At 65.7% G+C, this 19,629-nt stretch carries 31 protein-coding genes; 4 read left to right on the top strand and 27 right to left on the bottom strand.

Annotated features, from left to right (window positions below; translation table 11 throughout):
• Positions 1–13: 13 nt before the first annotated feature.
• The 26 genes from ABIC28_RS01570 to rpsJ form a co-directional block, all read right to left on the bottom strand.
• On the bottom strand, positions 14–679 hold the full coding sequence (locus tag ABIC28_RS01570) for a response regulator transcription factor (RefSeq protein WP_097211078.1): 666 nt from the start codon (positions 677–679) through the stop codon (positions 14–16).
• Between the two features lie 51 nt (positions 680–730).
• Positions 731–2,092, bottom strand: coding sequence for an MFS transporter (locus tag ABIC28_RS01565; RefSeq protein ID WP_269588653.1), 1,362 nt, complete (start codon positions 2,090–2,092; stop codon positions 731–733).
• Between the two features lie 196 nt (positions 2,093–2,288).
• The gene (gene map / locus ABIC28_RS01560) at positions 2,289–3,083 is read right to left on the bottom strand and encodes a type I methionyl aminopeptidase (RefSeq protein ID WP_097211076.1); all 795 of its coding nucleotides are present in this window, start codon (positions 3,081–3,083) and stop codon (positions 2,289–2,291) included.
• 9 nt (positions 3,084–3,092) lie between these two features.
• A complete protein-coding gene (locus ABIC28_RS01555) occupies positions 3,093–3,638 on the bottom strand; it encodes an adenylate kinase (protein WP_027503168.1) in 546 nt (181 codons plus the stop codon).
• Complete coding sequence (secY, locus tag ABIC28_RS01550) at positions 3,635–4,945, bottom strand: preprotein translocase subunit SecY (RefSeq protein WP_097211075.1); 1,311 nt, start codon at positions 4,943–4,945, stop codon at positions 3,635–3,637. The genes ABIC28_RS01555 and secY overlap by 4 nt, the downstream gene beginning before the upstream one ends.
• A 182-nt stretch (positions 4,946–5,127) precedes the next feature.
• Positions 5,128–5,571, bottom strand: coding sequence for a 50S ribosomal protein L15 (gene rplO / locus ABIC28_RS01545; RefSeq protein ID WP_077040845.1), 444 nt, complete (start codon positions 5,569–5,571; stop codon positions 5,128–5,130).
• 2 nt (positions 5,572–5,573) lie between these two features.
• A complete protein-coding gene (rpmD, locus tag ABIC28_RS01540) occupies positions 5,574–5,753 on the bottom strand; it encodes a 50S ribosomal protein L30 (protein WP_027503165.1) in 180 nt (59 codons plus the stop codon).
• Between the two features lies 1 nt (position 5,754).
• Entirely contained in the window at positions 5,755–6,405 is a 651-nt protein-coding gene (rpsE, locus tag ABIC28_RS01535) for a 30S ribosomal protein S5 (protein ID WP_097211074.1), read from the bottom strand.
• 31 nt (positions 6,406–6,436) lie between these two features.
• Positions 6,437–6,844, bottom strand: a complete 408-nt coding sequence (rplR, locus tag ABIC28_RS01530) for a 50S ribosomal protein L18 (protein ID WP_077040843.1) — start codon at positions 6,842–6,844, stop codon at positions 6,437–6,439.
• Between the two features lies 1 nt (position 6,845).
• On the bottom strand, positions 6,846–7,385 hold the full coding sequence (gene rplF, locus ABIC28_RS01525; protein WP_097211073.1) for a 50S ribosomal protein L6: 540 nt from the start codon (positions 7,383–7,385) through the stop codon (positions 6,846–6,848).
• A gap of 14 nt (positions 7,386–7,399) precedes the next feature.
• A complete protein-coding gene (rpsH, locus tag ABIC28_RS01520) occupies positions 7,400–7,798 on the bottom strand; it encodes a 30S ribosomal protein S8 (protein WP_050063876.1) in 399 nt (132 codons plus the stop codon).
• Positions 7,799–7,940: 142 nt separating this feature from the next.
• On the bottom strand, positions 7,941–8,126 hold the full coding sequence (locus ABIC28_RS01515; protein WP_005239644.1) for a type Z 30S ribosomal protein S14: 186 nt from the start codon (positions 8,124–8,126) through the stop codon (positions 7,941–7,943).
• A 3-nt stretch (positions 8,127–8,129) separates the two neighbouring features.
• Positions 8,130–8,696, bottom strand: a complete 567-nt coding sequence (rplE, locus tag ABIC28_RS01510; protein WP_077040842.1) for a 50S ribosomal protein L5 — start codon at positions 8,694–8,696, stop codon at positions 8,130–8,132.
• Between the two features lies 1 nt (position 8,697).
• Positions 8,698–9,012, bottom strand: a complete 315-nt coding sequence (rplX, locus tag ABIC28_RS01505; protein WP_027503160.1) for a 50S ribosomal protein L24 — start codon at positions 9,010–9,012, stop codon at positions 8,698–8,700.
• Entirely contained in the window at positions 9,012–9,380 is a 369-nt protein-coding gene (gene rplN, locus ABIC28_RS01500) for a 50S ribosomal protein L14 (protein ID WP_027503159.1), read from the bottom strand. The genes rplX and rplN overlap by 1 nt, the downstream gene beginning before the upstream one ends.
• Positions 9,381–9,630: 250 nt before the next feature.
• Positions 9,631–9,918, bottom strand: a complete 288-nt coding sequence (gene rpsQ, locus ABIC28_RS01495; RefSeq protein WP_077040841.1) for a 30S ribosomal protein S17 — start codon at positions 9,916–9,918, stop codon at positions 9,631–9,633.
• Positions 9,915–10,151 (bottom strand): 50S ribosomal protein L29, encoded by a 237-nt coding sequence (gene rpmC / locus ABIC28_RS01490; RefSeq protein WP_077040840.1) that lies wholly within the window; start codon positions 10,149–10,151, stop codon positions 9,915–9,917. Before rpmC ends, rpsQ begins: the two co-directional genes overlap by 4 nt.
• On the bottom strand, positions 10,151–10,567 hold the full coding sequence (gene rplP / locus ABIC28_RS01485) for a 50S ribosomal protein L16 (protein ID WP_027503156.1): 417 nt from the start codon (positions 10,565–10,567) through the stop codon (positions 10,151–10,153). Before rplP ends, rpmC begins: the two co-directional genes overlap by 1 nt.
• A 3-nt stretch (positions 10,568–10,570) precedes the next feature.
• The gene (gene rpsC, locus ABIC28_RS01480; RefSeq protein WP_097211072.1) at positions 10,571–11,380 is read right to left on the bottom strand and encodes a 30S ribosomal protein S3; all 810 of its coding nucleotides are present in this window, start codon (positions 11,378–11,380) and stop codon (positions 10,571–10,573) included.
• Positions 11,380–11,784 (bottom strand): 50S ribosomal protein L22, encoded by a 405-nt coding sequence (gene rplV, locus ABIC28_RS01475; RefSeq protein ID WP_027503154.1) that lies wholly within the window; start codon positions 11,782–11,784, stop codon positions 11,380–11,382. The genes rpsC and rplV overlap by 1 nt, the downstream gene beginning before the upstream one ends.
• Positions 11,781–12,062, bottom strand: a complete 282-nt coding sequence (rpsS, locus tag ABIC28_RS01470) for a 30S ribosomal protein S19 (RefSeq protein ID WP_003940820.1) — start codon at positions 12,060–12,062, stop codon at positions 11,781–11,783. The genes rplV and rpsS overlap by 4 nt, the downstream gene beginning before the upstream one ends.
• Positions 12,063–12,075: 13 nt before the next feature.
• A complete protein-coding gene (rplB, locus tag ABIC28_RS01465; RefSeq protein WP_077040838.1) occupies positions 12,076–12,915 on the bottom strand; it encodes a 50S ribosomal protein L2 in 840 nt (279 codons plus the stop codon).
• A gap of 40 nt (positions 12,916–12,955) precedes the next feature.
• The gene (gene rplW, locus ABIC28_RS01460) at positions 12,956–13,261 is read right to left on the bottom strand and encodes a 50S ribosomal protein L23 (RefSeq protein WP_056818486.1); all 306 of its coding nucleotides are present in this window, start codon (positions 13,259–13,261) and stop codon (positions 12,956–12,958) included.
• Positions 13,258–13,938 carry a 50S ribosomal protein L4 gene (gene rplD, locus ABIC28_RS01455; RefSeq protein WP_077040837.1) on the bottom strand — a complete coding sequence of 227 codons (681 nt, stop codon included), beginning with the start codon at positions 13,936–13,938 and terminating at the stop codon, positions 13,258–13,260. The genes rplW and rplD overlap by 4 nt, the downstream gene beginning before the upstream one ends.
• Positions 13,935–14,591, bottom strand: coding sequence for a 50S ribosomal protein L3 (gene rplC / locus ABIC28_RS01450; RefSeq protein ID WP_097211071.1), 657 nt, complete (start codon positions 14,589–14,591; stop codon positions 13,935–13,937). Before rplC ends, rplD begins: the two co-directional genes overlap by 4 nt.
• 20 nt (positions 14,592–14,611) lie before the next feature.
• Complete coding sequence (gene rpsJ / locus ABIC28_RS01445; protein WP_003938093.1) at positions 14,612–14,917, bottom strand: 30S ribosomal protein S10; 306 nt, start codon at positions 14,915–14,917, stop codon at positions 14,612–14,614.
• Positions 14,918–15,397: 480 nt separating this feature from the next.
• Between rpsJ and ABIC28_RS01440 the strand changes: the two genes are divergently transcribed.
• The gene (locus ABIC28_RS01440) at positions 15,398–15,874 is read left to right on the top strand and encodes a hotdog fold domain-containing protein (protein ID WP_354577221.1); all 477 of its coding nucleotides are present in this window, start codon (positions 15,398–15,400) and stop codon (positions 15,872–15,874) included.
• 19 nt (positions 15,875–15,893) lie between these two features.
• Here ABIC28_RS01440 and ABIC28_RS01435 read toward each other — a convergent pair whose 3' ends face one another.
• The gene (locus ABIC28_RS01435; RefSeq protein WP_354577219.1) at positions 15,894–16,697 is read right to left on the bottom strand and encodes an oxygenase MpaB family protein; all 804 of its coding nucleotides are present in this window, start codon (positions 16,695–16,697) and stop codon (positions 15,894–15,896) included.
• A 271-nt stretch (positions 16,698–16,968) separates the two neighbouring features.
• Between ABIC28_RS01435 and ABIC28_RS01430 the strand changes: the two genes are divergently transcribed.
• The 3 genes from ABIC28_RS01430 to ABIC28_RS01420 are packed head-to-tail and all read left to right on the top strand — an operon-like array spanning position 16,969 to position 19,615.
• A complete protein-coding gene (locus ABIC28_RS01430) occupies positions 16,969–17,952 on the top strand; it encodes an ATP-binding cassette domain-containing protein (RefSeq protein WP_077040835.1) in 984 nt (327 codons plus the stop codon).
• Positions 17,949–18,764: an ABC transporter permease gene (locus ABIC28_RS01425; protein ID WP_257017292.1), complete on the top strand. Its 816-nt coding sequence runs from the start codon at positions 17,949–17,951 to the stop codon at positions 18,762–18,764. The genes ABIC28_RS01430 and ABIC28_RS01425 overlap by 4 nt, the downstream gene beginning before the upstream one ends.
• On the top strand, positions 18,761–19,615 hold the full coding sequence (locus ABIC28_RS01420; RefSeq protein ID WP_097211070.1) for an ABC transporter permease: 855 nt from the start codon (positions 18,761–18,763) through the stop codon (positions 19,613–19,615). The genes ABIC28_RS01425 and ABIC28_RS01420 overlap by 4 nt, the downstream gene beginning before the upstream one ends.
• Positions 19,616–19,629: the final 14 nt, after the last annotated feature.

Genomic DNA, 19,629 nt, shown 5'->3' with positions numbered 1-19,629 from the left:
ATCTCCCTTCCGGTCACGAACCCCACCGGTAGCCGAATCCTCTGATCGTCGTGATCAGTCCCGGCCGGTTCAGCTTCGATCGCAGACCGGTCATGTGCACGTCCAGCGACCGTGAGACGGCGACGAACGCGTCGCCCCAGATCCGATCCATCAACTGCTGCCTGCTCACCGCGGACCCCGGCCGCTCGACGAGCACCTCCACCAGTGCGAACTCCTTCTGGGTCAGCCCGATGTCCACCCCGTCCACCTCGACGACGCGAGCGCGCCGGTCCACCCGGACATCGCCGGTGACCACCACGTCTGCGGCGCGGGCCGGCGACGGCGCCTGCGCCGCGCGCCTGGTGACGGTGTCCAGCCGCGCCGTCAGCTCCGCGATGCGCGGCGGCTTGACCAGGTAGTCGTCGGCGCCACCGCGCAGCCCGCGAACGATCGACCGCTCGTCGCTGCGCGCGGTGAGGATGAGAACCGGGACCGAGCTCACCTCACGTAGCTGCCGCAGCACCTGCAGGCCGTCCGCATCGGGCAGGCCGAGATCGAGGATCACCGCGTCGAATCCGCGGTGCGCCACGAGCAGGTCCGAACCGCGCCGCATGCGCTCGGCGACGTGGCCGCGGGCCCCGAGGGCCTCGATCAAGGCCTCGCCGACCCCGTCGTCGTCCTCCACCACCGCTATCCGCACGCGCCGACCCTCCCCCCGCTCCGGAGAAGGGTCGGCGGGCGCAGCGCGCGGTCAGTTGTGGACGCCAACGATCTCCCTGTCCCGTGCATCGGCTCCGGCGGCGGCACCGGCCTCTGCCTCAATGGTGGACTGCGCCGATGTTTCCCGCATGAAGAAGTAGGTGATCAGTGAGATCGCCACGCAACCGGCGACGTACCAGAAGAACAGCGACTCGTGGCCGGCCTTCTTCAGTCCGAGCGCGATCAACTCGGCGGTGCCGCCGAAGATCGCCACGGTCAACGCGTACGGGAGCCCGACGCCGAGGGCCCGGATCTTCGTCGGGAACAGTTCGGCCTTCACGATCGAGTTGATGGAGGTGTAGCCGGTGACCAGTACCAGCGCGAGCATCATCAGACCGAAAGCGGCGAACGGGTTGGTGGTCTGTGCCAGCACCGTCATGATCGGCACCGTCAGCACCGTGCCGCCGACGCCGAAGAAGATCAGCAACTTGCGCCTGCCGATGCGATCCGACAGCGCACCGGCCAGCGGCTGCAGCACCACGAAGGCGAGCAGCGCGACGAAGTTGATCCACGCGACCGTCGTCTTCGAGATGCCGGAGGTGTTGATCATGAACTTCTGCATGTAGGTGGTGTACGTGTAGAACGCGACGGTGCCGCCGATCGTCAGACCGACCACCAGCAGGCACTCACGCGGGTACTGCAGCAGGACCCGCAGCGAGCCGCGGGACTCCGCGGGCGTCTGCGCGTTTCGCGCGGTCTCCGCCCGGAACGACTCCGATTCGTCCATGCCACGACGAAGCAGCATCACCACCACCGCACCGGTGGCGCCGATCAGGAACGGGATCCGCCAGCCCCAGCTGTACATCTGCTCGGAGGTCAGCACCTGCTGCAGCACGATCTGCACGCCGAGGGCGGTCAGCTGGCCTGCCACGAGCGTCACGTACTGGAAGCTCGAATAGAACCCGCGCTTGCCGGGCGAGGCCACCTCCGACAGGTAAGTCGCGCTGGTGGCGTACTCACCACCCACGGAGAGGCCCTGCAGCAGGCGCGCGAGGAGCAGCAGCACGGGAGCCGCGATACCGATCGTGGCGAAGCCCGGAGTCAGCGCGATCATCAGCGACCCCGCCGCCATCACCGTGACCGACAGGGTGAGCGCGGACCGCCTGCCGAACTTGTCCGCGTAGCGACCGAGCGCCCAGCCGCCGAGCGGGCGCATCAGGAATCCGACGGCGAACACGGCCGCGGTGGACAGCAGCTGGGCGGTCGGCTCCCCCTCCGGGAAGAACGCCTTCGCGAAGTACACGCTGAACGCTGCGTAGACGTACCAGTCGTACCACTCGACCAGGTTGCCGATCGACCCACGCAGCACGTTGGCGACGACTCTCCGCTCACCGACGTTCTTTGTCGTGCTCATCAGATCTCCTTCCGGACGCCCCATTGCGCCGCTCGGAGATACTGTGGTCGCTGTCACACAGGGCGGGAAGGCCTGCGCGGCTTTCCTAACACTCCCTTAGGCAAGTCGCGCCCGAGCCCGGATCCGTTGCCCCGAAACCAGAACGGGCACCCACGGTCGGGAGTCGACCGCGGATGCCCGCTGGGATGGTGTGTGCCTACTCGGGACGGAGCGTCAAGATCCGCGGGCCGTCCTCGGTGACCGCGACGGTGTGCTCCCAGTGCGCGGCCCTTGATCCGTCGGTGGTCACGACGGTCCAGTCGTCCTCGAGCACCTCGGTCTCGTGGGTCCCCAGGGTCAGCATCGGCTCGATGGCCAATACGGAGCCGATGACGAGCTCGGGTCCCTTGCCGGGCGCCCCCTCGTTCGGCAGGAACGGATCCATGTGCATCTCGCGGCCGATGGCGTGACCGCCGTACCCGTCGACGATGCCGTACTTGCGTCCGTGGGCCTTCGCGGCGGCCAGGGTGCCCAGCTCGATCGCATGCGAGACGTCGGTGAGGCGGTTGCCTGCGATCATGGCCGCGATTCCGGCCTCCATCGACAGCCTCGTCGCCTCGCTGAGCAGCTCGTCCGCCTCGATGATCGTGCCGACACCGAAGGTCCAGGCGGAGTCGCCGTGCCAGCCGTCGAGGATCGCGCCGCAGTCGATGGACACCAGGTCGCCCTCGACCAGAACGTCCTCGGCCGACGGGATCCCGTGCACCACACGGTCGTTCACCGACGAGCAGATCGAACCGGTGAACCCGTGGTACCCGAGGAACGACGGGACGGCACCGGCGTCACGGATGGTCTGCTCGGCCAGCTGATCGAGCTCGAGGGTGCTCACGCCGGGTTTCGCCGCGTTGCGCACCGCGACGAGTGTCGCTCCGACGACGGCGCCTGCCGCCGCCATCGCGTCCAGCTCGCCCGCGGTGCGGAAGGGAACTACCTTCTTACGACGAAACCCCACGACTGCCTCTTACTTACCGAGCGCGGCGAGTGCGCGCGCGTTGACCTCGTCGACCTCGCCGACTGCGTCGACGGTGACGATCTGACCCGCGTAGTGGTCCAGCAGCGGCGCGGTCTCCTCGCGGTAGACACGCATCCGGTTCCGGATCACGTCTTCGGTGTCGTCCGCGCGACCACGGGCGAGCATCCGCTCCACCACGACATCGTCGTCGACCTCGAATGCGAGCACGCCGTCGAGCTTGGCGTTCAGCTCGCCGAGGATGCCCTCGAGCGCCTGCGCCTGATCGACCGTGCGGGGGAAACCGTCGAGCAGGAAACCGTTCACGGCGTCCGGCTCGGAGACCCGGGCGCGAACCATGTTGTTCGTGATCTCGCTGGGCACCAGGTCGCCCGCGTCGAGGTACTTCTTCGCCTCGAGCCCGAGCGCCGTCTGCTGCCCGATGTTGGCGCGGAACAGGTCGCCCGTGGAGATGTGCGGAACGCCGAGCTTTTCCGACAGGATGGCGGCCTGAGTGCCCTTACCGGCACCGGGAGGACCAAGGAGGACAAGTCTCACTTGAGGAACCCTTCGTAGTTGCGCTGCATGAGTTGGCTCTCGATCTGCTTGACGGTGTCGAGGCCGACGCTGACGAGAATCAGCACCGCCGCACCACCGAAGATGCTGGCCCCGGCATTCCCCGAGAGGAAGAAGTTGGGCAGCGTCGCGATGAGACCGAGATAGATGGCGCCCGGCAGCGTGATGCGGCTGAGCACGTAGTTGAGGTAATCCGCCGTCGGGCGGCCCGGCCGGATGCCCGGGATGAAGCCACCGAACTTCTTCATCTCGTCCGCGCGTTCTTCAGGATTGAAGGTGATCGCGACATAGAAGTAGGTGAAGAAGACGATCAGCAGGAAGTAGATGAGGATGTAGACCGGGTTGCTCGGGTTCACCAGGTACTTCTGGATGATCTCCTGCCACCAACTCGGATCGGTGGACGTGCTGGCACCGGTCAGCTGAGCGATCAGGTTCGGCAGGTACAGCAGTGACGACGCGAAGATCACCGGGATGACGCCGGCCTGGTTGACCTTCAGCGGCAGGTACGTCGACGAGCCGCCGTACATCTTCCGGCCGACCATTCGCTTGGCGTACTGCACCGGGATGCGCCGCTGGCCCTGCTCGACGAAGACGACGCCTGCGATGAGGGCGAGGGCCGCGACACAGACCATCGCGAAGACCAGACCGCCTCGGCTGTCGAGGACGGCCGTGCCCTGAGACGGCATGCGCGAGGCGATGCCCGAGAAGATCAGCAGAGACATGCCGTTGCCGACGCCGCGCTCGGTGATCAGCTCGCCGAACCACATCACCAGGGCCGAACCGGCCGTCATCACCAGGACGATGGTCACCAGGCCGAAGATGGACTGGTCGGCGATGATGTCTTCCTGGCAACCCTGCAGCAGCTGGCCGCGCGCTGCGAGCGCAACGATGCCGGTGGCCTGGAGGATGGCCAGCGCGATCGACAGGTACCGCGTGTACTGGGTCATCTTCGCCTGGCCCGACTGGCCCTCCTTGCGGAGTTCCTCGAACCTGGGGATGACCACCGTCAGCAGCTGCACGATGATGCTCGCCGTGATGTACGGCATGATGCCGATCGCGAACACCGTCAGCTGCAGCAACGCGCCACCGGAGAACAGGTTGATCAGCGAGTAGATGCCCGCCGAGTCACCACCGGAGATCTGATCGATACAGGTCTTGACGTTCGCGTAGTCGACACCGGGCGACGGCAGCGTCGCACCGAACCGGTACAACGCGATGATGCCGAGGGTGAAGAGGATCTTCCGCCTCAGGTCGGGAGTCCTGAGGGCCGAGACGAAGGCGGAAAGCAAAGATCCTCCTGGCACTGGCAGAACGCGAGCGGGATCGCTCACGAGGCGAAATGAACTTTAGAACACTAGCAGTGACACCCGTTCACTCAGCCCCGATAGACCATGTGAGTCAGGTTAGACGAATGGCCGCAGCACGTCCCTTCGGGATGCGCTGCGGCCATCGGTCTCGAACTACTGGTGGATCACAGCTCGGTGGTCGTCCCACCGGCAGCGGCGATCTTCTCCTTGGCGGCACCGGTGAACTTGTTCGCGGTGACCTGAACGGACACCGTGAGCTCTCCGTCGCCGAGGACCTTCACGAGCTGGTTCTTGCGAACCGCGCCTGCCTCGACGAGCTCGGCAACGCCGATGGTCCCACCATTGGGGAACAGCCGGGCGATATCGCCCACGTTGACGACCTGGTACTCGGTCCGGAACGGGTTCTTGAATCCCTTGAGCTTGGGCAGACGCATGTGCAGCGGCATCTGTCCACCCTCGAAGGCTGCGGGCACGTTCTTGCGGGCCTTGGTGCCCTTCGTGCCGCGACCTGCGGTCTTACCTCGCTTGCCGCCCTCGCCTCGACCGACGCGGATCTTGTCGGACTTGGCACCGGGGGCGGGGCGCAGGTGGTGCAACTTGATGGTCATGGTTAGACCTCCTCAACTGTGACGAGGTGGCGGACCACGTTGACCAGGCCACGGTTCTGCGCGTTGTCCTCGCGGACGACGGTCTGACGGATGCCCTTCAGACCGAGGGTGCGCAGGCTGTCGCGCTGGTTCTTCTTGGTACCGATCGAGCTCTTTACCTGGGTGACCTTAAGTTCAGCCATCTCAGACTCCCTGTCCCGCACGTGCACGCAGCATGCCGGCCGGGGCCACGTCCTCGATGGGCAGTCCGCGGCGAGCGGCCACCTCCTCGGGACGCTGGAGGCCCTTGAGGGCGGCGACGGTCGCGTGAACGACGTTGATTGCGTTGTCGCTACCGAGCGACTTCGACAGGATGTCGTGGATACCCGCGCACTCGAGCACGGCACGCACCGCGCCACCGGCGATGACACCGGTACCGGCGCTGGCCGGACGGAGCATGACCACACCGGCAGCCGCCTCACCCTGGATGGGGTGAGTGATGGTGCCACCGATCATCGGAACGCGGAAGAAGCTCTTGCGAGCCTCCTCGACACCCTTCTGGATGGCCGCGGGAACTTCCTTGGCCTTGCCGTAGCCGACGCCAACGAGCCCGTTGCCGTCGCCCACGATCACGAGGGCGGTGAAGCTGAAGCGACGACCACCCTTGACGACCTTCGACACGCGGTTGATGGTGACAACGCGCTCGATGTGGTCCGACTTCGGGGCCGCCTGGCCGCCACGACGATCGTCACGACCGCCGCCACGACGATCGCCGCCGCCGCGGTTGTCCCCGGTGTTGGGGCCATTCTGTCCGGCGGGTCCGCTGCCGCCGTCACGCCTCTGACGTCCCGGCATCAGACTGTCCTTCCATTCGTGAACTTCATCATCAGAACTTCAACCCGCCTTCGCGAGCAGCGTCCGCCAGGGCCGCGATGCGACCGTGGTAGCCGTGGCCACCGTGGTCGAAGACCACGGCCTCGACGCCGGCTGCCTTCGCGCGCTCGGCGATCAGCTGACCGACCTTCGCGCTCAGGGCCTTCTTGTCGCCCTCGGCCGCACGCAGGTCCGGCTCGATGGTCGACGCGGCGGCCAGGGTGCGGCCGGCCAGGTCGTCCACGAGCTGGACGTGGATGTGGCGCGAGGACCGGTTCACGACCAGGCGCGGACGCTCGGGCGTGCCCGAGACCTTCTTGCGCAGACGGAAGTGACGACGCGTCTTCGAGAGACGACGCGTGGTGGACGCATCCTTGCCCAGCGGAATCCGCTTGGCTTTCTGGTTTGCAGTCTGGCTCATATCACTTACCCGTCTTTCCGACCTTGCGGCGGATCTGCTCACCCTCGTAACGCACGCCCTTACCCTTGTACGGGTCCGGACGGCGAAGACGACGGATGTTGGCCGAGATCTGGCCGACCTTCTGCTTGTCGATACCCGAGACCGAGAACCGGGTGGGCGTCTCGACGACGAAGGTGATGCCCTCGGGGGCCTCGATCGGCACCGGGTGGCTGTAACCCAGCGCGAACTCGAGGTCCTTGCCCTTGAGCGCGACGCGGTAACCCACGCCGTGGATCTCCATCTTCGTGGTGTAGCCCTCGGTGACACCGGTGATCAGGTTGGCGACCAGGGTGCGCGAGAGGCCGTGCAGCGCGCGGCTGCGACGCTCGTCGTCCGGACGGGTGACCAGAAGGGCACCGTCCTCGCTCTTGGCAACGCTGATCGGCTCGGCGATCGTCAGCGCCAGGGTGCCCTTGGGGCCCTTGACCGAGACGTTCTGGCCTTCGATGGTGACGTCAACGCCCGCGGGGACGGTGACCGGAATCTTTCCAATACGCGACATTGTGGTGGCCTCCCTTACCAGACGTAGGCGAGGACTTCGCCGCCGACGCCCTGCTTGGCCGCCTGACGATCCGTGAGCAGGCCGGAGGACGTGGAGATGATCGCCACGCCGAGGCCGCCCAGGACCTTGGGCAGGTTGGTGGACTTCGCGTAAACCCGGAGGCCGGGCTTGGAAACGCGCCGGACACCCGCGAGGCTGCGCTCACGGCTGGGTCCGTACTTCAGGTCGACGATGAGGGTCTTGCCCACCTCGGCGTCCTCGGTACGGAAATCGGAGATGTAGCCCTCGCGCTTGAGGATCTCGGCGATGTTCGCCTTGATCTTCGAGTGGGGAAGCTTCACCTCGTCGTGGTACGCCGAGTTGGCGTTGCGCAGACGCGTCAAGAAGTCTGCGATTGGATCGGTCATGGTCATGGGGTTGACCTGTTCACCTTTCTCGCAGCGGTTCCCATGCAACACCGGGTCCGGCACTCGTGGAGCGCCTGCCGGTCGTGGGCCTACAGCGAAGGGGTTTTCCTTTGGACTGGCTCACGGATGCAAGCCAGAAGTGTTGTGGCTACCAGGAGCTCTTGTGAACGCCCGGCAGCTCGCCCGCGTGCGCCATCTCGCGAACGCAGATTCGGCACAGGCCGAACTTGCGGAACACCGAGTGGGGACGGCCGCACCGCTGGCAGCGGGTGTAGGCGCGCACCGCGAACTTGGGCTTCTTGTTGGCCTTGTTGACCAGTGCCTTCTTCGCCATGGCTCAGTTCTCCTTGAACGGGAAGCCGAGGTGCTTGAGCAGGGCACGGCCTTCTTCGTTGTTGGTCGCGGTCGTCACGACGGTGATGTCCATACCGCGCGGGCGATCGATCTTGTCCACATCGATCTCGTGGAACATCGACTGCTCGTTGAGACCGAAGGTGTAGTTGCCGTTGCCGTCGAACTGCTTGCCGGACAGGCCGCGGAAGTCCCTGATACGGGGCAGCGCGATGCTGACCAGGCGATCGAGGAACTCCCACATGCGGTCGCCACGGAGGGTGACGCGCGCGCCGATGGGCATGCCCTCACGCAGCTTGAACTGCGCGATGGACTTGCGAGCCTTGCGGATCTCGGGCTTCTGGCCGGTGATCAGTTCGAGGTCGTTGACCGCGCCGTTGATCAGCTTCGCGTCGCGGGCGGCGTCTCCGACACCCATGTTGACGACGACCTTGACGACGCCGGGGATCTGCATGACGTTCGCGTACTCGAACTCCGCGTTCAGCGCGTCCTTGATCTCGGCGCGGTAGCGGGTCTTCAGACGGGGAACGATCTTGTTCTCAGTGCTAGTCATCTCAGATGTCCTTCCCGTTCTTACGGGAGATCCGAACCCGCTTGCCGTTCTCATCGGTGCGGTAGCCCACGCGAGTGGCGTTACCGTCCGAGTCCACGACCTGCACGTTCGACACGTGGATCGGGGCTTCCTGCGTCACGATGCCGCCGGAGGAGGCGCCACGCTCGTTCGCGGAGACCGCGGTGTGCTTCTTGATCCGGTTCACGCCCTCGACGAGGACCTTCTCGGTCGCCGGGAAGGCCTGGATGACCTTGCCCTTGGCGCCCTTGTCCTTGCCGGCGATGACCAGAACGGTGTCACCCTTGTGCACCTTCATCACAGCACCTCCGGGGCGAGCGAAACGATCTTCATGAACTTCTTGTCGCGCAGCTCACGACCCACGGGTCCGAAGATGCGGGTGCCACGGGGATCGTGATCAGGCTTGATGAGAACGGCAGCGTTCTCATCGAACTTGATGTACGAGCCGTCCGGACGGCGGCGCTCCTTGGTGGTACGGACGATGACGGCCTTGACGACCTCGCCCTTCTTGATGTTTCCACCCGGGATGGCGTCCTTGACGGTGGCGACGATGATGTCGCCGATCCCGGCGTAGCGACGAGACGAACCGCCGAGAACGCGGATGCAGAGAATCTCCTTGGCACCCGTGTTGTCGGCGACGCGCAGTCGCGACTCCTGCTGAATCACTGATCTCTCCTAAGACCTGGATTTTCGTACGCACCGGATTACCGACCCGATGCGCGCGGTCTGTTACCCGGCCGTACCCACATGCGGGCATGCGGAGGCATAGGCAACCGCTCTAGTGTAGGGAACACGCCGAGGGAATCCAAATCGCGCGCTATCGGCGTCGATTGTGGTTGTGCACTCCCCCGCTGGTGGCACACACAAAACGGCCCGCCCCCAACCGGGGACGGGCCGTTTCGGTGTAGTGCTCTTCTTACTTGGCCTTCTCGAGCACCTCGACCAGACGCCAGCGCTTGGTCGCCGACAGCGGTCGGGTCTCCATGAGCTGGACGCGGTCGCCGATGCCGGCGATGCCGTTCTCGTCGTGCGCCTTCACCTTGGTGGTACGGCGGATGATCTTGCCGTACAGCGGGTGCTTCACACGATCCTCGAGCTCGACAACGATCGTCTTCTCCATCTTGTCGGAGACGACGTAGCCGATGCGGACCTTGCGGGTCCCACGCTCTTCAGTCACTGCGGTGTCCTTCTCGTTCTCACTCATGCCGCGTCTCCCGCACTCGGGGCGGCTGCGAGGCCGAGCTCACGCTCGCGCATGACGGTGTAGACGCGCGCGATCTCGTGGCGGACAACGCGCAGACGACGGTTGTTGTCCAACTGACCGGTCGCCATCTGGAAGCGAAGGTTGAACAGCTCTTCCTTCGACTCGCGGAGCCGGGTGACCAACTCTTCTTCGCTGAGCTCACGGAGCTCTGCGGCTGGGGTTCCAGTAGCCATCAGAACTGCTCCTCCCTCGTGACGATCCTGCACTTGCACGGGAGCTTGTGCATCGCGCGACGCAGGGCCTCGCGAGCAATCTCCTCGTTGGGGTAAGTCATCTCGAACATGACCCGACCGGGCTTGATGTTCGCGACCCACCACTCGGGCGAACCCTTACCGGAACCCATTCGGGTCTCGGCCGGCTTCTTCGTGAGCGGGCGATCCGGGAAGATGTTGATCCAGATCTTGCCGCCACGCTTGATGTGGCGCGTCATGGCGATACGAGCGGACTCGATCTGACGGTTGGTGATGTACGCGGGCTCGAGAGCCTGGATGCCGTAGTCACCGAAGGTCACCTGAGTTCCGCCCTTGGCGGCACCCGAACGGCTCGGGTGGTGCTGCTTGCGGTGCTTGACCCGACGGGGGATCAACATGCGTCAGCCCTCCTGATTCGTCTCGGTCGAAGCCGGAGCTTCTGCGGTGGCGGTCGCAGCGCGGCCGGCCTCGGTGCTGGTCGCCGTGGTGCCCGAGGCACCGGAGCGACGCGGACGGCTCGGACGCTCGCGACGGGGGCGATCGCCGGCCGGGGCTGCAGCGCTGGCGAGGGCTTCACGCTTGCCGCCGACGATGTCGCCCTTGTAGATCCAGACCTTCACGCCGATGCGGCCGAAGGTGGTCTTGGCCTCGTAGAGCCCGTAGTCGATGTCCGCACGCAGCGTGTGCAACGGAACCCGACCCTCGCGGTAGAACTCCGAGCGGGACATCTCGGCGCCGCCGAGACGGCCCGAGCACTGCACCCGGATGCCCTTGACGTTCGGCTGACGCATGGCCGACTGGATGGCCTTGCGCATGGCGCGACGGAAGGCAACACGGTTCGACAGCTGCTCCGCAACACCCTGGGCCACGAGCTGGGCCTCGGCCTCAGCGTTCTTGACCTCGAGGATGTTGAGCTGCACCTGCTTGCCGGTCAGCTTCTCCAGCTCGGCGCGGATGCGATCGGCCTCGGCGCCGCGGCGGCCGATGACGATGCCCGGACGCGCGGTGTGGATGTCGACGCGAACCCGGTCACGGGTGCGCTCGATCTCCACCTTCGCGATGCCGGCCCGCTCCATGCCGGTGGCGAGGAGCTTGCGGATGGCGACGTCTTCCTTGACGTACTCCGCGTACTGCTTGTCTGCGTACCAGCGAGACTTCCAGTCGGTGGTGATGCCGAGGCGGAAGCCGTGCGGGTTGATTTTCTGGCCCACTACTGAGCACTTCCCTTCCGGCGATTGCGGGTCGAGGTGCCGGCCTTGGGCAGGCTCTCCACGATCACGGTGATGTGGCTAGTGCGCTTGCGGATCCGGAACGCACGGCCCTGTGCACGCGGCTGGAACCGCTTGAGGGTCGCACCCTCGTCCACGAACGCCGTGGCGACGACAAGCGTGCTCGGGTCCAGGTCGAGGTTGTTCTCGGCGTTGGCCGCTGCGGAGGCGATCACCTTGGCGACCGGCTCGCTCGCTGCCTGCGGCGCGAACTTCAGGATCGACAGCGCGTCCTCGACGGAACGCCCGCGAACCAGATCCACAACGCGACGCGCCTTCATCGGCGTCACACGCACGTGGCGCGCGACGGCCTTGGCGGTCGGGTTGGCGGTTTCGGTGTTACTCATCGCCTCTTCGCCTTCCGATCATCCTTGATGTGACCCTTGAACGTGCGGGTCGGTGCAAACTCTCCGAGCTTGTGTCCGACCATCGAGTCGGAGACGAACACGGGGACGTGCTTACGGCCGTCGTGGACCGCAAACGTGTGTCCGATGAAGTCCGGGATGATCGTGGAACGACGGGACCAGGTCTTGATGACCTGCTTGGTTCCCTTCTCGTTCTGCACATCCACCTTCGCGAGGAGGTGGTCATCGACGAACGGGCCCTTCTTCAGGCTGCGTGGCATTCTGAACTCCCTCCTAGCGCTTGTTCTTGCCGGTACGGCGGCGGCGGACGATGAGCTTGTCGCTCGGCTTGTTGGGCTTGCGGGTACGGCCCTCAGGCTGTCCCCACGGGCTGACCGGGTGGCGACCACCGGAGGTCTTGCCCTCGCCACCACCATGCGGGTGGTCGACCGGGTTCATCACGACACCACGGACGGTCGGGCGCTTGCCCTTCCAGCGCATACGGCCGGCCTTGCCCCAGTTGATGTTCGACTGCTCGGCGTTGCCGACCTCGCCGACGGATGCGCGGCAGCGCACGTCGACGCGACGGATCTCACCGGACGGCATACGCAGGGTCGCGTAGGGGCCTTCCTTGCCCAGCAGCTGGATGCTGGCGCCTGCGGAGCGGGCCATCTTGGCGCCGCCGCCCGGACGCAGCTCCACCGCGTGGATGGTGGTACCGGTCGGGATGTTGCGCAGCGGCAGGTTGTTGCCCGGCTTGATGTCGGCTCCGACACCGGACTCGACCTTCGCGCCCTGCTTGAGGTCCTTCGGCGCGATGATGTAGCGCTTCTCGCCGTCGGCGTAGTGCAGCAGGGCGATGTTCGCCGTGCGGTTGGGGTCGTACTCGATGTGAGCGACCTTGGCCGGCACGCCGTCCTTGTCGTTGCGACGGAAATCGATCAGCCGGTAGGCGCGCTTGTGACCGCCACCCTTGTGACGGGTGGTGATACGACCGTGGGCGTTACGTCCACCGCGACCGTGCAGCGGGCGGATAAGCGACTTCTCGGGAGTCGACCGAGTGATCTCGGCGAAGTCCGAGACGCTCGAGCCACGACGGCCCGGGGTAGTCGGCTTGTACTTACGGATTGCCATGAGTCTTCTCGTCCTCTATGTCTCGTCAAGTCCCGCCCGCTTACGCGACCGGTCCTCCGAAGATCTCGATGGGCTTGCTGTCGGCGGAGAGGGTGACGAGCGCGCGCTTGGTGTCCTTGCGCTTGCCGTAACCGAACTTCGTCCGCTTGCGCTTGCCCTGACGGTTGGCGGTGTTGACACTCGTCACAGTGACGCCGAAGACCTTCTCGACGGCAATCTTGATCTGCGTCTTGTTCGAGTCCGGGTGCACCAGGAAGGTGTAGGTGCCTTCCTCGATCAGTCCGTAGGACTTCTCGGAGATGACCGGGGCCAGCAAGATGTCGCGGGGATCAGCGATGGTGCTCACTTGCTCTCCTCCTTGCTGTCTGCCTGGGCGGACTCGGCCGGCCCGTGGATGAACGCGTTGAGCGCCTCGACGCTGAACACAATGTCATCGCTGTTGAGCACGTCGTACGTGTTGAGCTGGTCGGGTGCGATGGGATGCACGCCTTCCAGGTTCTGCACGCTCTTCCATGCCGCGATGTCTGCACGCCCGACGACGAGCAGGAGCTTCTTGCGATCCGAGATCTCGCCGAGGAACGACTTCGCGCCCTTGGTGGACGGGGTCTGACCCGACACCAGTTCGGTGATCACGTGGATGCGCTCGTTGCGCGCCCGATCGGAGAGGGCACCGCGCAGGGCGGCTGCCTTCATCTTCTTGGGGGTCCGCTGGCTGTAGTCACGCGGCTGCGGGCCGTGGACGACGCCACCACCGGCGAACTGCGGGGCGCGGGTCGAGCCCTGACGGGCGCGGCCGGTGCCCTTCTGACGCCACGGCTTCTTGCCACCGCCGCGAACCTCGCCGCGGGTCTTGGTGGAGTGCGTGCCCTGACGTGCAGCGGCGAGCTGCGCGACGACGACCTGGTGCATCAGCGCGATGTTGGCCGTGACGTCGAAGATCTCAGCGGGGAGATCGACGGTGCCGTTGGTCTTGCCGCCGGCGGCCTTGACGTCGAGGGTCAGCTTGGTTGCGGTCTCGGTCATGCGGACGCACCACCCTTCACTGCGGTCTTGACGATCACGAGACCACCCTTGCGGCCCGGGATCGCACCCTTGATGAGAAGCAGACCGTTCTCGGCGTCCACCTTGTGGACCGAGAGGTTCTGCGTCGTGATGCGGTCGCTACCCATGCGGCCCGACATGCGCATGCCCTTGAACACGCGGCCGGGGGTGGCGCAGCCACCGATCGAACCCGGGCGACGGTGCACGGCCTGCGCGCCGTGGGAGGCGCCCTGGCCGGCGAAGCCGTGCCGCTTCATGGTTCCGGCGAAGCCCTTGCCCTTGCTGGTTCCGGTGACGTCGACGTAGGCGCCGTCCTCGAAGACCTCGGCGGTGAGCTCCTGGCCGACCTCGTACTCGGAGGCATCCGCAACGCGGAGCTCCACGACGTGGCGACGGGGGGTCACACCGGCCTTGGCGAACTGGCCGGACTCCGGCTTGTTGACCTTGCGCGGGTCGATCGCACCGAACGCGAGCTGCACGGCGCTGTAGCCGTCGCGCTCCTCGGTACGAATCTGGGTGACCACGTTCGGTCCGGCCTTCACGACGGTGACCGGGACGACCCGGTTGTTCTCGTCGAAGACCTGGGTCATGCCGAGCTTGGTGCCCAGGATTCCCTTGATCTTGTTCTCAGTCATTGTTTTTGTCTCCGCCGCGCTCACTGGATGTTGACATCAACGCTGGCCGGCAGATCGATGCGCATGAGCGCGTCGACTGTCTTGGGCGTCGGGTCGAGGATGTCAATCAGCCGCTTGTGGGTACGCATCTCGAAGTGCTCGCGCGAGTCCTTGTACTTGTGCGGCGAGCGGATGACGCAGTACACGTTCTTTTCAGTCGGCAACGGCACCGGTCCAACGACACGGGCCCCGGTACGGGTCACCGTCTCGACGATCTTGCGCGCTGACGCATCGATCGCCTCATGGTCGTAGGCCTTGAGCCTGATGCGGATCTTCTGTCCCGCCACGCTTGTGTCCTCTTCCTTGCCCGTTATGAATTAGGCCCTTGTAGACCCTGGGGGGCTACCTCGTTCGTGTAGACCCGTCATGGGCTACCTCGTTTGCACAGTTCCTGCCTTGCCCATGACTGTCCGAACGTTGGCGACCGGGCAAGTACCCGATCCGCTGCCGCTGTTCATCTGTCATGGTTCTCCGGTACACGCGGTCGGGCGTGTCGCCCTACCTCTCACACTCAAGGCACAATTGTCCCCTGAACATGAATACCGGATGCGCTCGCAAGTGAGCGCAGGTACTGCTTCCGTCCTGCATTGGCCTCGGCCCCGCACTGACTGCCGGAGCTTCGGTCATCTCTCGCCCGCCGCCAGACGCAGTGGAACACGACCGGGGTCTAGGCAACCCGAACAGTATGCCGCAGACCGGCCAGGAGTTCAAATCCGATCCGGGCCGACCGGACGCCAAGTAACTTACTCCAAAGTAAGATAGTGCTCATGACGACTCAGACACCCACCTACCGCGGCTGGCTCAAGCTCCCCCGAAACCGCATCGGCGGGGCGCTGTTCTCGCTGGGCATGTGCCTGCGGGTGCCCTACTTCGCGACAGTGCTCCCCCACGTCACCCGCCTCGAGCCGGGACGCTGCGAGGCGCGGGCACCCAAGTGGTGGGGCGTGCACAACCACATCGGCACCTTCCACGCCATCGCCGCGTGCAACCTCGCCGAGGCGGCGATGGGCATGCTCGCGGAGGCAACGGTGCCCACCTCCCACCGATGGATCCCGAAGTCGATGAACACCCGATACCTCGCCAAGGCCGACACCGGGCTGCGCGCCGTGGCGACGGTGCCAGACCTCCCGGACTTCACCGAGATCACCTCCGGCACGGACCTCGTGGTGTCCGTCGCGCTCTACGACAAGGCAGGCACCGAAGTGGTGCACGCGGACATCACCGTCTGGGTGAGCCCGAAGTAGCCGCAGGCGGCTGCGCCGCTCAGGCCGCGAGAGAGCCCCGCGAGCGCAGCCGCCTACGCATGTCCCATAGATAGACGGACCTGGGCGCGTGCCGGATCGCCCTGGGGATGCGGGGGTAGACCCAGGAAGCGAGCGTCATCACCCGATCGAACCTGCGCTGGTCCCGCTCGTTCCATGGCAACTCGAACTGCTGCCGCAATCGCTCGGGCAGCAGCCCCGTCGTGAGCCACCGATACGCGGGCAGATTCGCGCGAATGAGAAACGGCGCCAGGACCGGGTGGAAGAGGTCCCTCGAGACGGCCCGGACCTTCGCGTCCACCTCGGCACCGTCGATCTGCTGCTTCCAGTACGCGGCGAATTCGGCACGATCGCGCGGCCAGAGTCCGTCCGGCACCTGCAGCGCGGTGCCCAGGATCGCGTACTCGCGGTACAGGGCGTCGGCATTGGCGTCGTCGAGCGTGCCGAAGACGCGTTCGTACAGGGTGACGGCGCTCTCGTAGAGGGTGGCGGCCACCCACAGCTGAAGCTGCGGATCAAAGGCGTTGTAGTCATCCGAGCGCACCTTGGCGTGCGCCTTGTTGACCATCCTGATGACGGCCGCGCGTTCCTCGTCGGTGCCGTAGACGACTGCATATATATAGGTCATCGTCGTCCGCAGCCTGTCGACTGCCCGATAGGCGAAATCACTGTGGTCCGCGACCCCGTGACCGACGCCACGATTCGCCACCTGGAGCAGGATCGCCCGCCCGCCCGCCGCAAGCATGATCCCCTCGCCCGCCAGATCCTGGATTGTCACTGCCGCCCGCCGAGTCATGATCGTCATGCAACCACACCGCCGCCCTGTTCACCAGACCTTTCAAAATGTAGATAAAAAGCGGTGCTCAACAGCAGTATACGAAATCGGAGAAGCGTCATTTCGATTCGATTTGCTGTTAACTTAGCGGCAGAACGCCCAGGTGAGCGACCGGCTGTACACCGGGGTGGACGAACTCGCCGCGACATCGAGTCCGCGAGACGGGAAACCGGACCCCGACATGTGACGAATCCAGCGCTGTCGACCACCCGCGAAGTGGACGCATGACATACTCGCGTGCATGCCTTCACCCCACTCTGCCGTCCTGGTCGAGGGAATCACGAAGTCGTTCGGCGACGTGCATGCGTTGCGCGGCGTCAGCTTCGAGGTTCCCCGAGGGACCGTGCTCGGCATCCTGGGCCCGAACGGCGCAGGTAAGACCACCACGGTCAATGTGCTCTCGACGCTGCTGCGCCCCGATTCGGGCCGCGCGTTCGTTGCCGGCCATGACGTGGTCGAGCAGGCCGCCTCCGTGCGACGCAGCATCATGACGACCGGTCAGTACGCGGCGCTGGACGAATCACTCACCGCTCGAGAGAACCTCGTGCTCTTCGGGCGGCTCCTGGGCTTGACCAAGCAGTCCGCCAAGGCCCGCGCCGAGGAACTGCTCCGCCAGTTCGATCTGGGGTACGCCGCCGACCGCAAGGTGTCCGGATTCTCGGGTGGCATGCGGCGGCGCGTCGACATCGCCTGCGGGCTGGTCACCCGCCCCGAGGTGGTCTTCCTGGACGAGCCGTCCACCGGTCTCGACCCGCGCAGCCGTCAGGGCGTGTGGTCGCTGGTGTCCGACCTCAAGGCACAGGGCATCACCATCCTGCTGACGACGCAGTACCTCGAGGAGGCCGACGTCCTCAGCGACAACATCGTGGTCATCGACAAGGGCACCGTTATCGCCGAGGGCACCGCCGACCAGCTCAAGGAGCGCACCGGCGGCAGCTACTGCGAGGTCGTGCCCGTGCAGCTCGCGGATCTGCCGCGGGTCTTCAATGTGCTGATGAGCCTGGTCCCGCCCGAGTACATCACCGAGACCGGACACGACCGGCTCTCGATTCCCGCGCAGTACGGCGCGCAGACCCTGGCCGAGGTGCTGCGCCGGCTCGACATCGCGCGGATCCCGCTCGCCGACATCGCGCTGCGCCGACCGTCGCTCGATGACGTGTTCCTGGCACTGACAGGAACGAGGGCCGAGGACGAGGAACCCGAGCAAGCGAGCGTTGCGTCGTGACCGCCGTCGCCGCGAGCCCGGTCGTGATCGCACGCACCGGGCGGCACCGCAAGCCGCAGCTGTCCAGCATGCAGCAGTGGCTGGCGCTGTCCGGGCGCAACGTGCACACCATGTGGTCGCACGGCCAGATCTTCGTCGCGGTCCTGGCTCCCCTGATCTTCACGCTCGGCTTCTATCTGCCGCTGAAGTTCGTCATGAAGGTCCAGGGCATCGACTACGCACAGTTCGTGATGCCGATCATCGTGCTGCAGGCGATGGCGTTCACCGCGATCTCGGCCGCGGGCCGCGCCGCGACCGAAGCATCCAACGGGATGAACGCGCGTTTCCAGACCATGCCGATCTTCTCCGCCGTCCCGCTGGCCTCGCGGGTGACCGCGATGTTCATCCATGCGGTGATATCCCTCATCGCCGCCGTCACCTACGGCCACGTCATCGGGTTCGAATTCGTCGGCGGTACGACACTGGCCGTTGGCTTCTGTGCGTTGGCGCTCGCCGTCGGCATGACGCTCGCGATGGCGGGCGATGCCCTCGGCACCCTGACCAAGAGCCCGGAGATCACCAGCCAGTCGCTGACTCTCCCGCAGCTCATCCTCGGCATGTTCTCGAGCGGGTTCGTCCCGGAATCGCAGTTCCCCGAGTGGTCCCAGGGCTTCGTCAGGAACCAGCCGATCTCGCAGTTCTCCGTCTCGATGCGCTCGATGGCCGAGGGCGGCATCACCCTGCACCAACTGACGCCGTCGCTGCTGTGGATCGGTGGACTGCTGCTCGTCTCGGTCCCGCTGTCGATCTGGGCGAACGTGAGGCGAGGATGACCGACCTGCAGACCCGGGAGGCCGGCCCCCTCACTCACAGCTTCCCGGTCGTGACCGACCCGCCGTCCGAGACCTCCTGGCCCGCCCTCATCGAGCACAGCAAGCTGCAGGCGGGCAGGCTGCTCCGCGGCTGGCTCCGCGACCCCTTCACCATCCTGCAGGCGGTCATCTACCCCGCCGTCACCATGCTGATGTTCTGGGCCGTGCTGGGGATCTCGATCACCAAGGCGACCGGAGTGAACAGCATCTTCGGCACCGCCCCGATGATGACCCTGGTCGGCGCCATGTTCGGATGCATCGCCAGCGGCCTGTCATTGAAGCAGGAGTGGAAGAAGGGGCTGCTCGCACGCTTCTGGATCCTGCCGATGCACCGGGCGGCCGGATTGGTGAGCCGCCTGATCGCCGAGTCGATCCGCATCATGATCACGACGGTGCTGATCGTGCTGGTGGCGATCCCGCTCGGTTTCCGATTCACCCAGGGCCCCCTCGCCGCCGTCGCGATGCTGTTCGTCCCGCTGCTGCTAGGACTGGGGTTCGCGACACTTGTCACCATGCTGTCGGTGATGGCGGCCAAGGCGCCGCTGGTGGAGCTCCTCTCGCTGCTGTGCACCCTGTTGATGTTCTTCAATTCCGGGTTCGTGCCGACCGCGGCCTACCCGGTGTGGCTGCAGACGTTTGTCGAGAACCAGCCCATGTCGTGCGCGATCGACGCGATGAAGGGCCTGACACTTGGCGGCCCGGTCGCGGAGCCGCTGATCAAAACGGTGTTGTGGTCGGTCGGGGCCATCCTGGTGTTCACCTACCCCGCCATCAAGGGCTACCAGAGGGCCGCACACAACCCCGCCTCCTGATCCCGGCCCCAACA

The sequence above is a fragment of the Rhodococcus sp. PvR044 genome, assembly GCF_040548995.1.
In the GTDB taxonomy this organism is placed as follows: Bacteria; Actinomycetota; Actinomycetes; order Mycobacteriales; family Mycobacteriaceae; genus Rhodococcus_G; species Rhodococcus_G oryzae.
The sequence above is the reverse complement of the archived record's forward strand: the minus strand, read 5'-3'. Positions and strand labels throughout refer to the sequence as shown.

Bases quoted from the DNA above. Each gene is read 5' to 3' on its own strand.
- ABIC28_RS01565 (WP_269588653.1), bottom strand. From the start codon at position 2,092: ATGAGCACGACAAAGAACGTCGGTGAGCGGAGAGTCGTCGCCAACGTG.
- rplO (WP_077040845.1), bottom strand. From the start codon at position 5,571: ATGACCATCAAGTTGCACCACCTGCGCCCCGCCCCCGGTGCCAAGTCC.
- rpmD (WP_027503165.1), bottom strand. From the start codon at position 5,753: ATGGCTGAACTTAAGGTCACCCAGGTAAAGAGCTCGATCGGTACCAAG.
- rpsE (WP_097211074.1), bottom strand. From the start codon at position 6,405: ATGCCGGGACGTCAGAGGCGTGACGGCGGCAGCGGACCCGCCGGACAG.
- rplR (WP_077040843.1), bottom strand. From the start codon at position 6,844: ATGAGCCAGACTGCAAACCAGAAAGCCAAGCGGATTCCGCTGGGCAAG.
- rplF (WP_097211073.1), bottom strand. From the start codon at position 7,385: ATGTCGCGTATTGGAAAGATTCCGGTCACCGTCCCCGCGGGCGTTGAC.
- rpsH (WP_050063876.1), bottom strand. From the start codon at position 7,798: ATGACCATGACCGATCCAATCGCAGACTTCTTGACGCGTCTGCGCAAC.
- ABIC28_RS01515 (WP_005239644.1), bottom strand. From the start codon at position 8,126: ATGGCGAAGAAGGCACTGGTCAACAAGGCCAACAAGAAGCCCAAGTTC.
- rplE (WP_077040842.1), bottom strand. From the start codon at position 8,696: ATGACTAGCACTGAGAACAAGATCGTTCCCCGTCTGAAGACCCGCTAC.
- rplX (WP_027503160.1), bottom strand. From the start codon at position 9,012: ATGAAGGTGCACAAGGGTGACACCGTTCTGGTCATCGCCGGCAAGGAC.
- rpsQ (WP_077040841.1), bottom strand. From the start codon at position 9,918: ATGAGTGAGAACGAGAAGGACACCGCAGTGACTGAAGAGCGTGGGACC.
- rpmC (WP_077040840.1), bottom strand. From the start codon at position 10,151: ATGGCTACTGGAACCCCAGCCGCAGAGCTCCGTGAGCTCAGCGAAGAA.
- rplP (WP_027503156.1), bottom strand. From the start codon at position 10,567: ATGTTGATCCCCCGTCGGGTCAAGCACCGCAAGCAGCACCACCCGAGC.
- rplV (WP_027503154.1), bottom strand. From the start codon at position 11,784: ATGAGTAACACCGAAACCGCCAACCCGACCGCCAAGGCCGTCGCGCGC.
- rpsS (WP_003940820.1), bottom strand. From the start codon at position 12,062: ATGCCACGCAGCCTGAAGAAGGGCCCGTTCGTCGATGACCACCTCCTC.
- rplB (WP_077040838.1), bottom strand. From the start codon at position 12,915: ATGGCAATCCGTAAGTACAAGCCGACTACCCCGGGCCGTCGTGGCTCG.
- rplD (WP_077040837.1), bottom strand. From the start codon at position 13,938: ATGACCGAGACCGCAACCAAGCTGACCCTCGACGTCAAGGCCGCCGGC.
- rplC (WP_097211071.1), bottom strand. From the start codon at position 14,591: ATGACTGAGAACAAGATCAAGGGAATCCTGGGCACCAAGCTCGGCATG.
- ABIC28_RS01440 (WP_354577221.1), top strand. From the start codon at position 15,398: ATGACGACTCAGACACCCACCTACCGCGGCTGGCTCAAGCTCCCCCGA.
- ABIC28_RS01435 (WP_354577219.1), bottom strand. From the start codon at position 16,697: ATGACGATCATGACTCGGCGGGCGGCAGTGACAATCCAGGATCTGGCG.
- ABIC28_RS01430 (WP_077040835.1), top strand. From the start codon at position 16,969: ATGCCTTCACCCCACTCTGCCGTCCTGGTCGAGGGAATCACGAAGTCG.
- ABIC28_RS01420 (WP_097211070.1), top strand. From the start codon at position 18,761: ATGACCGACCTGCAGACCCGGGAGGCCGGCCCCCTCACTCACAGCTTC.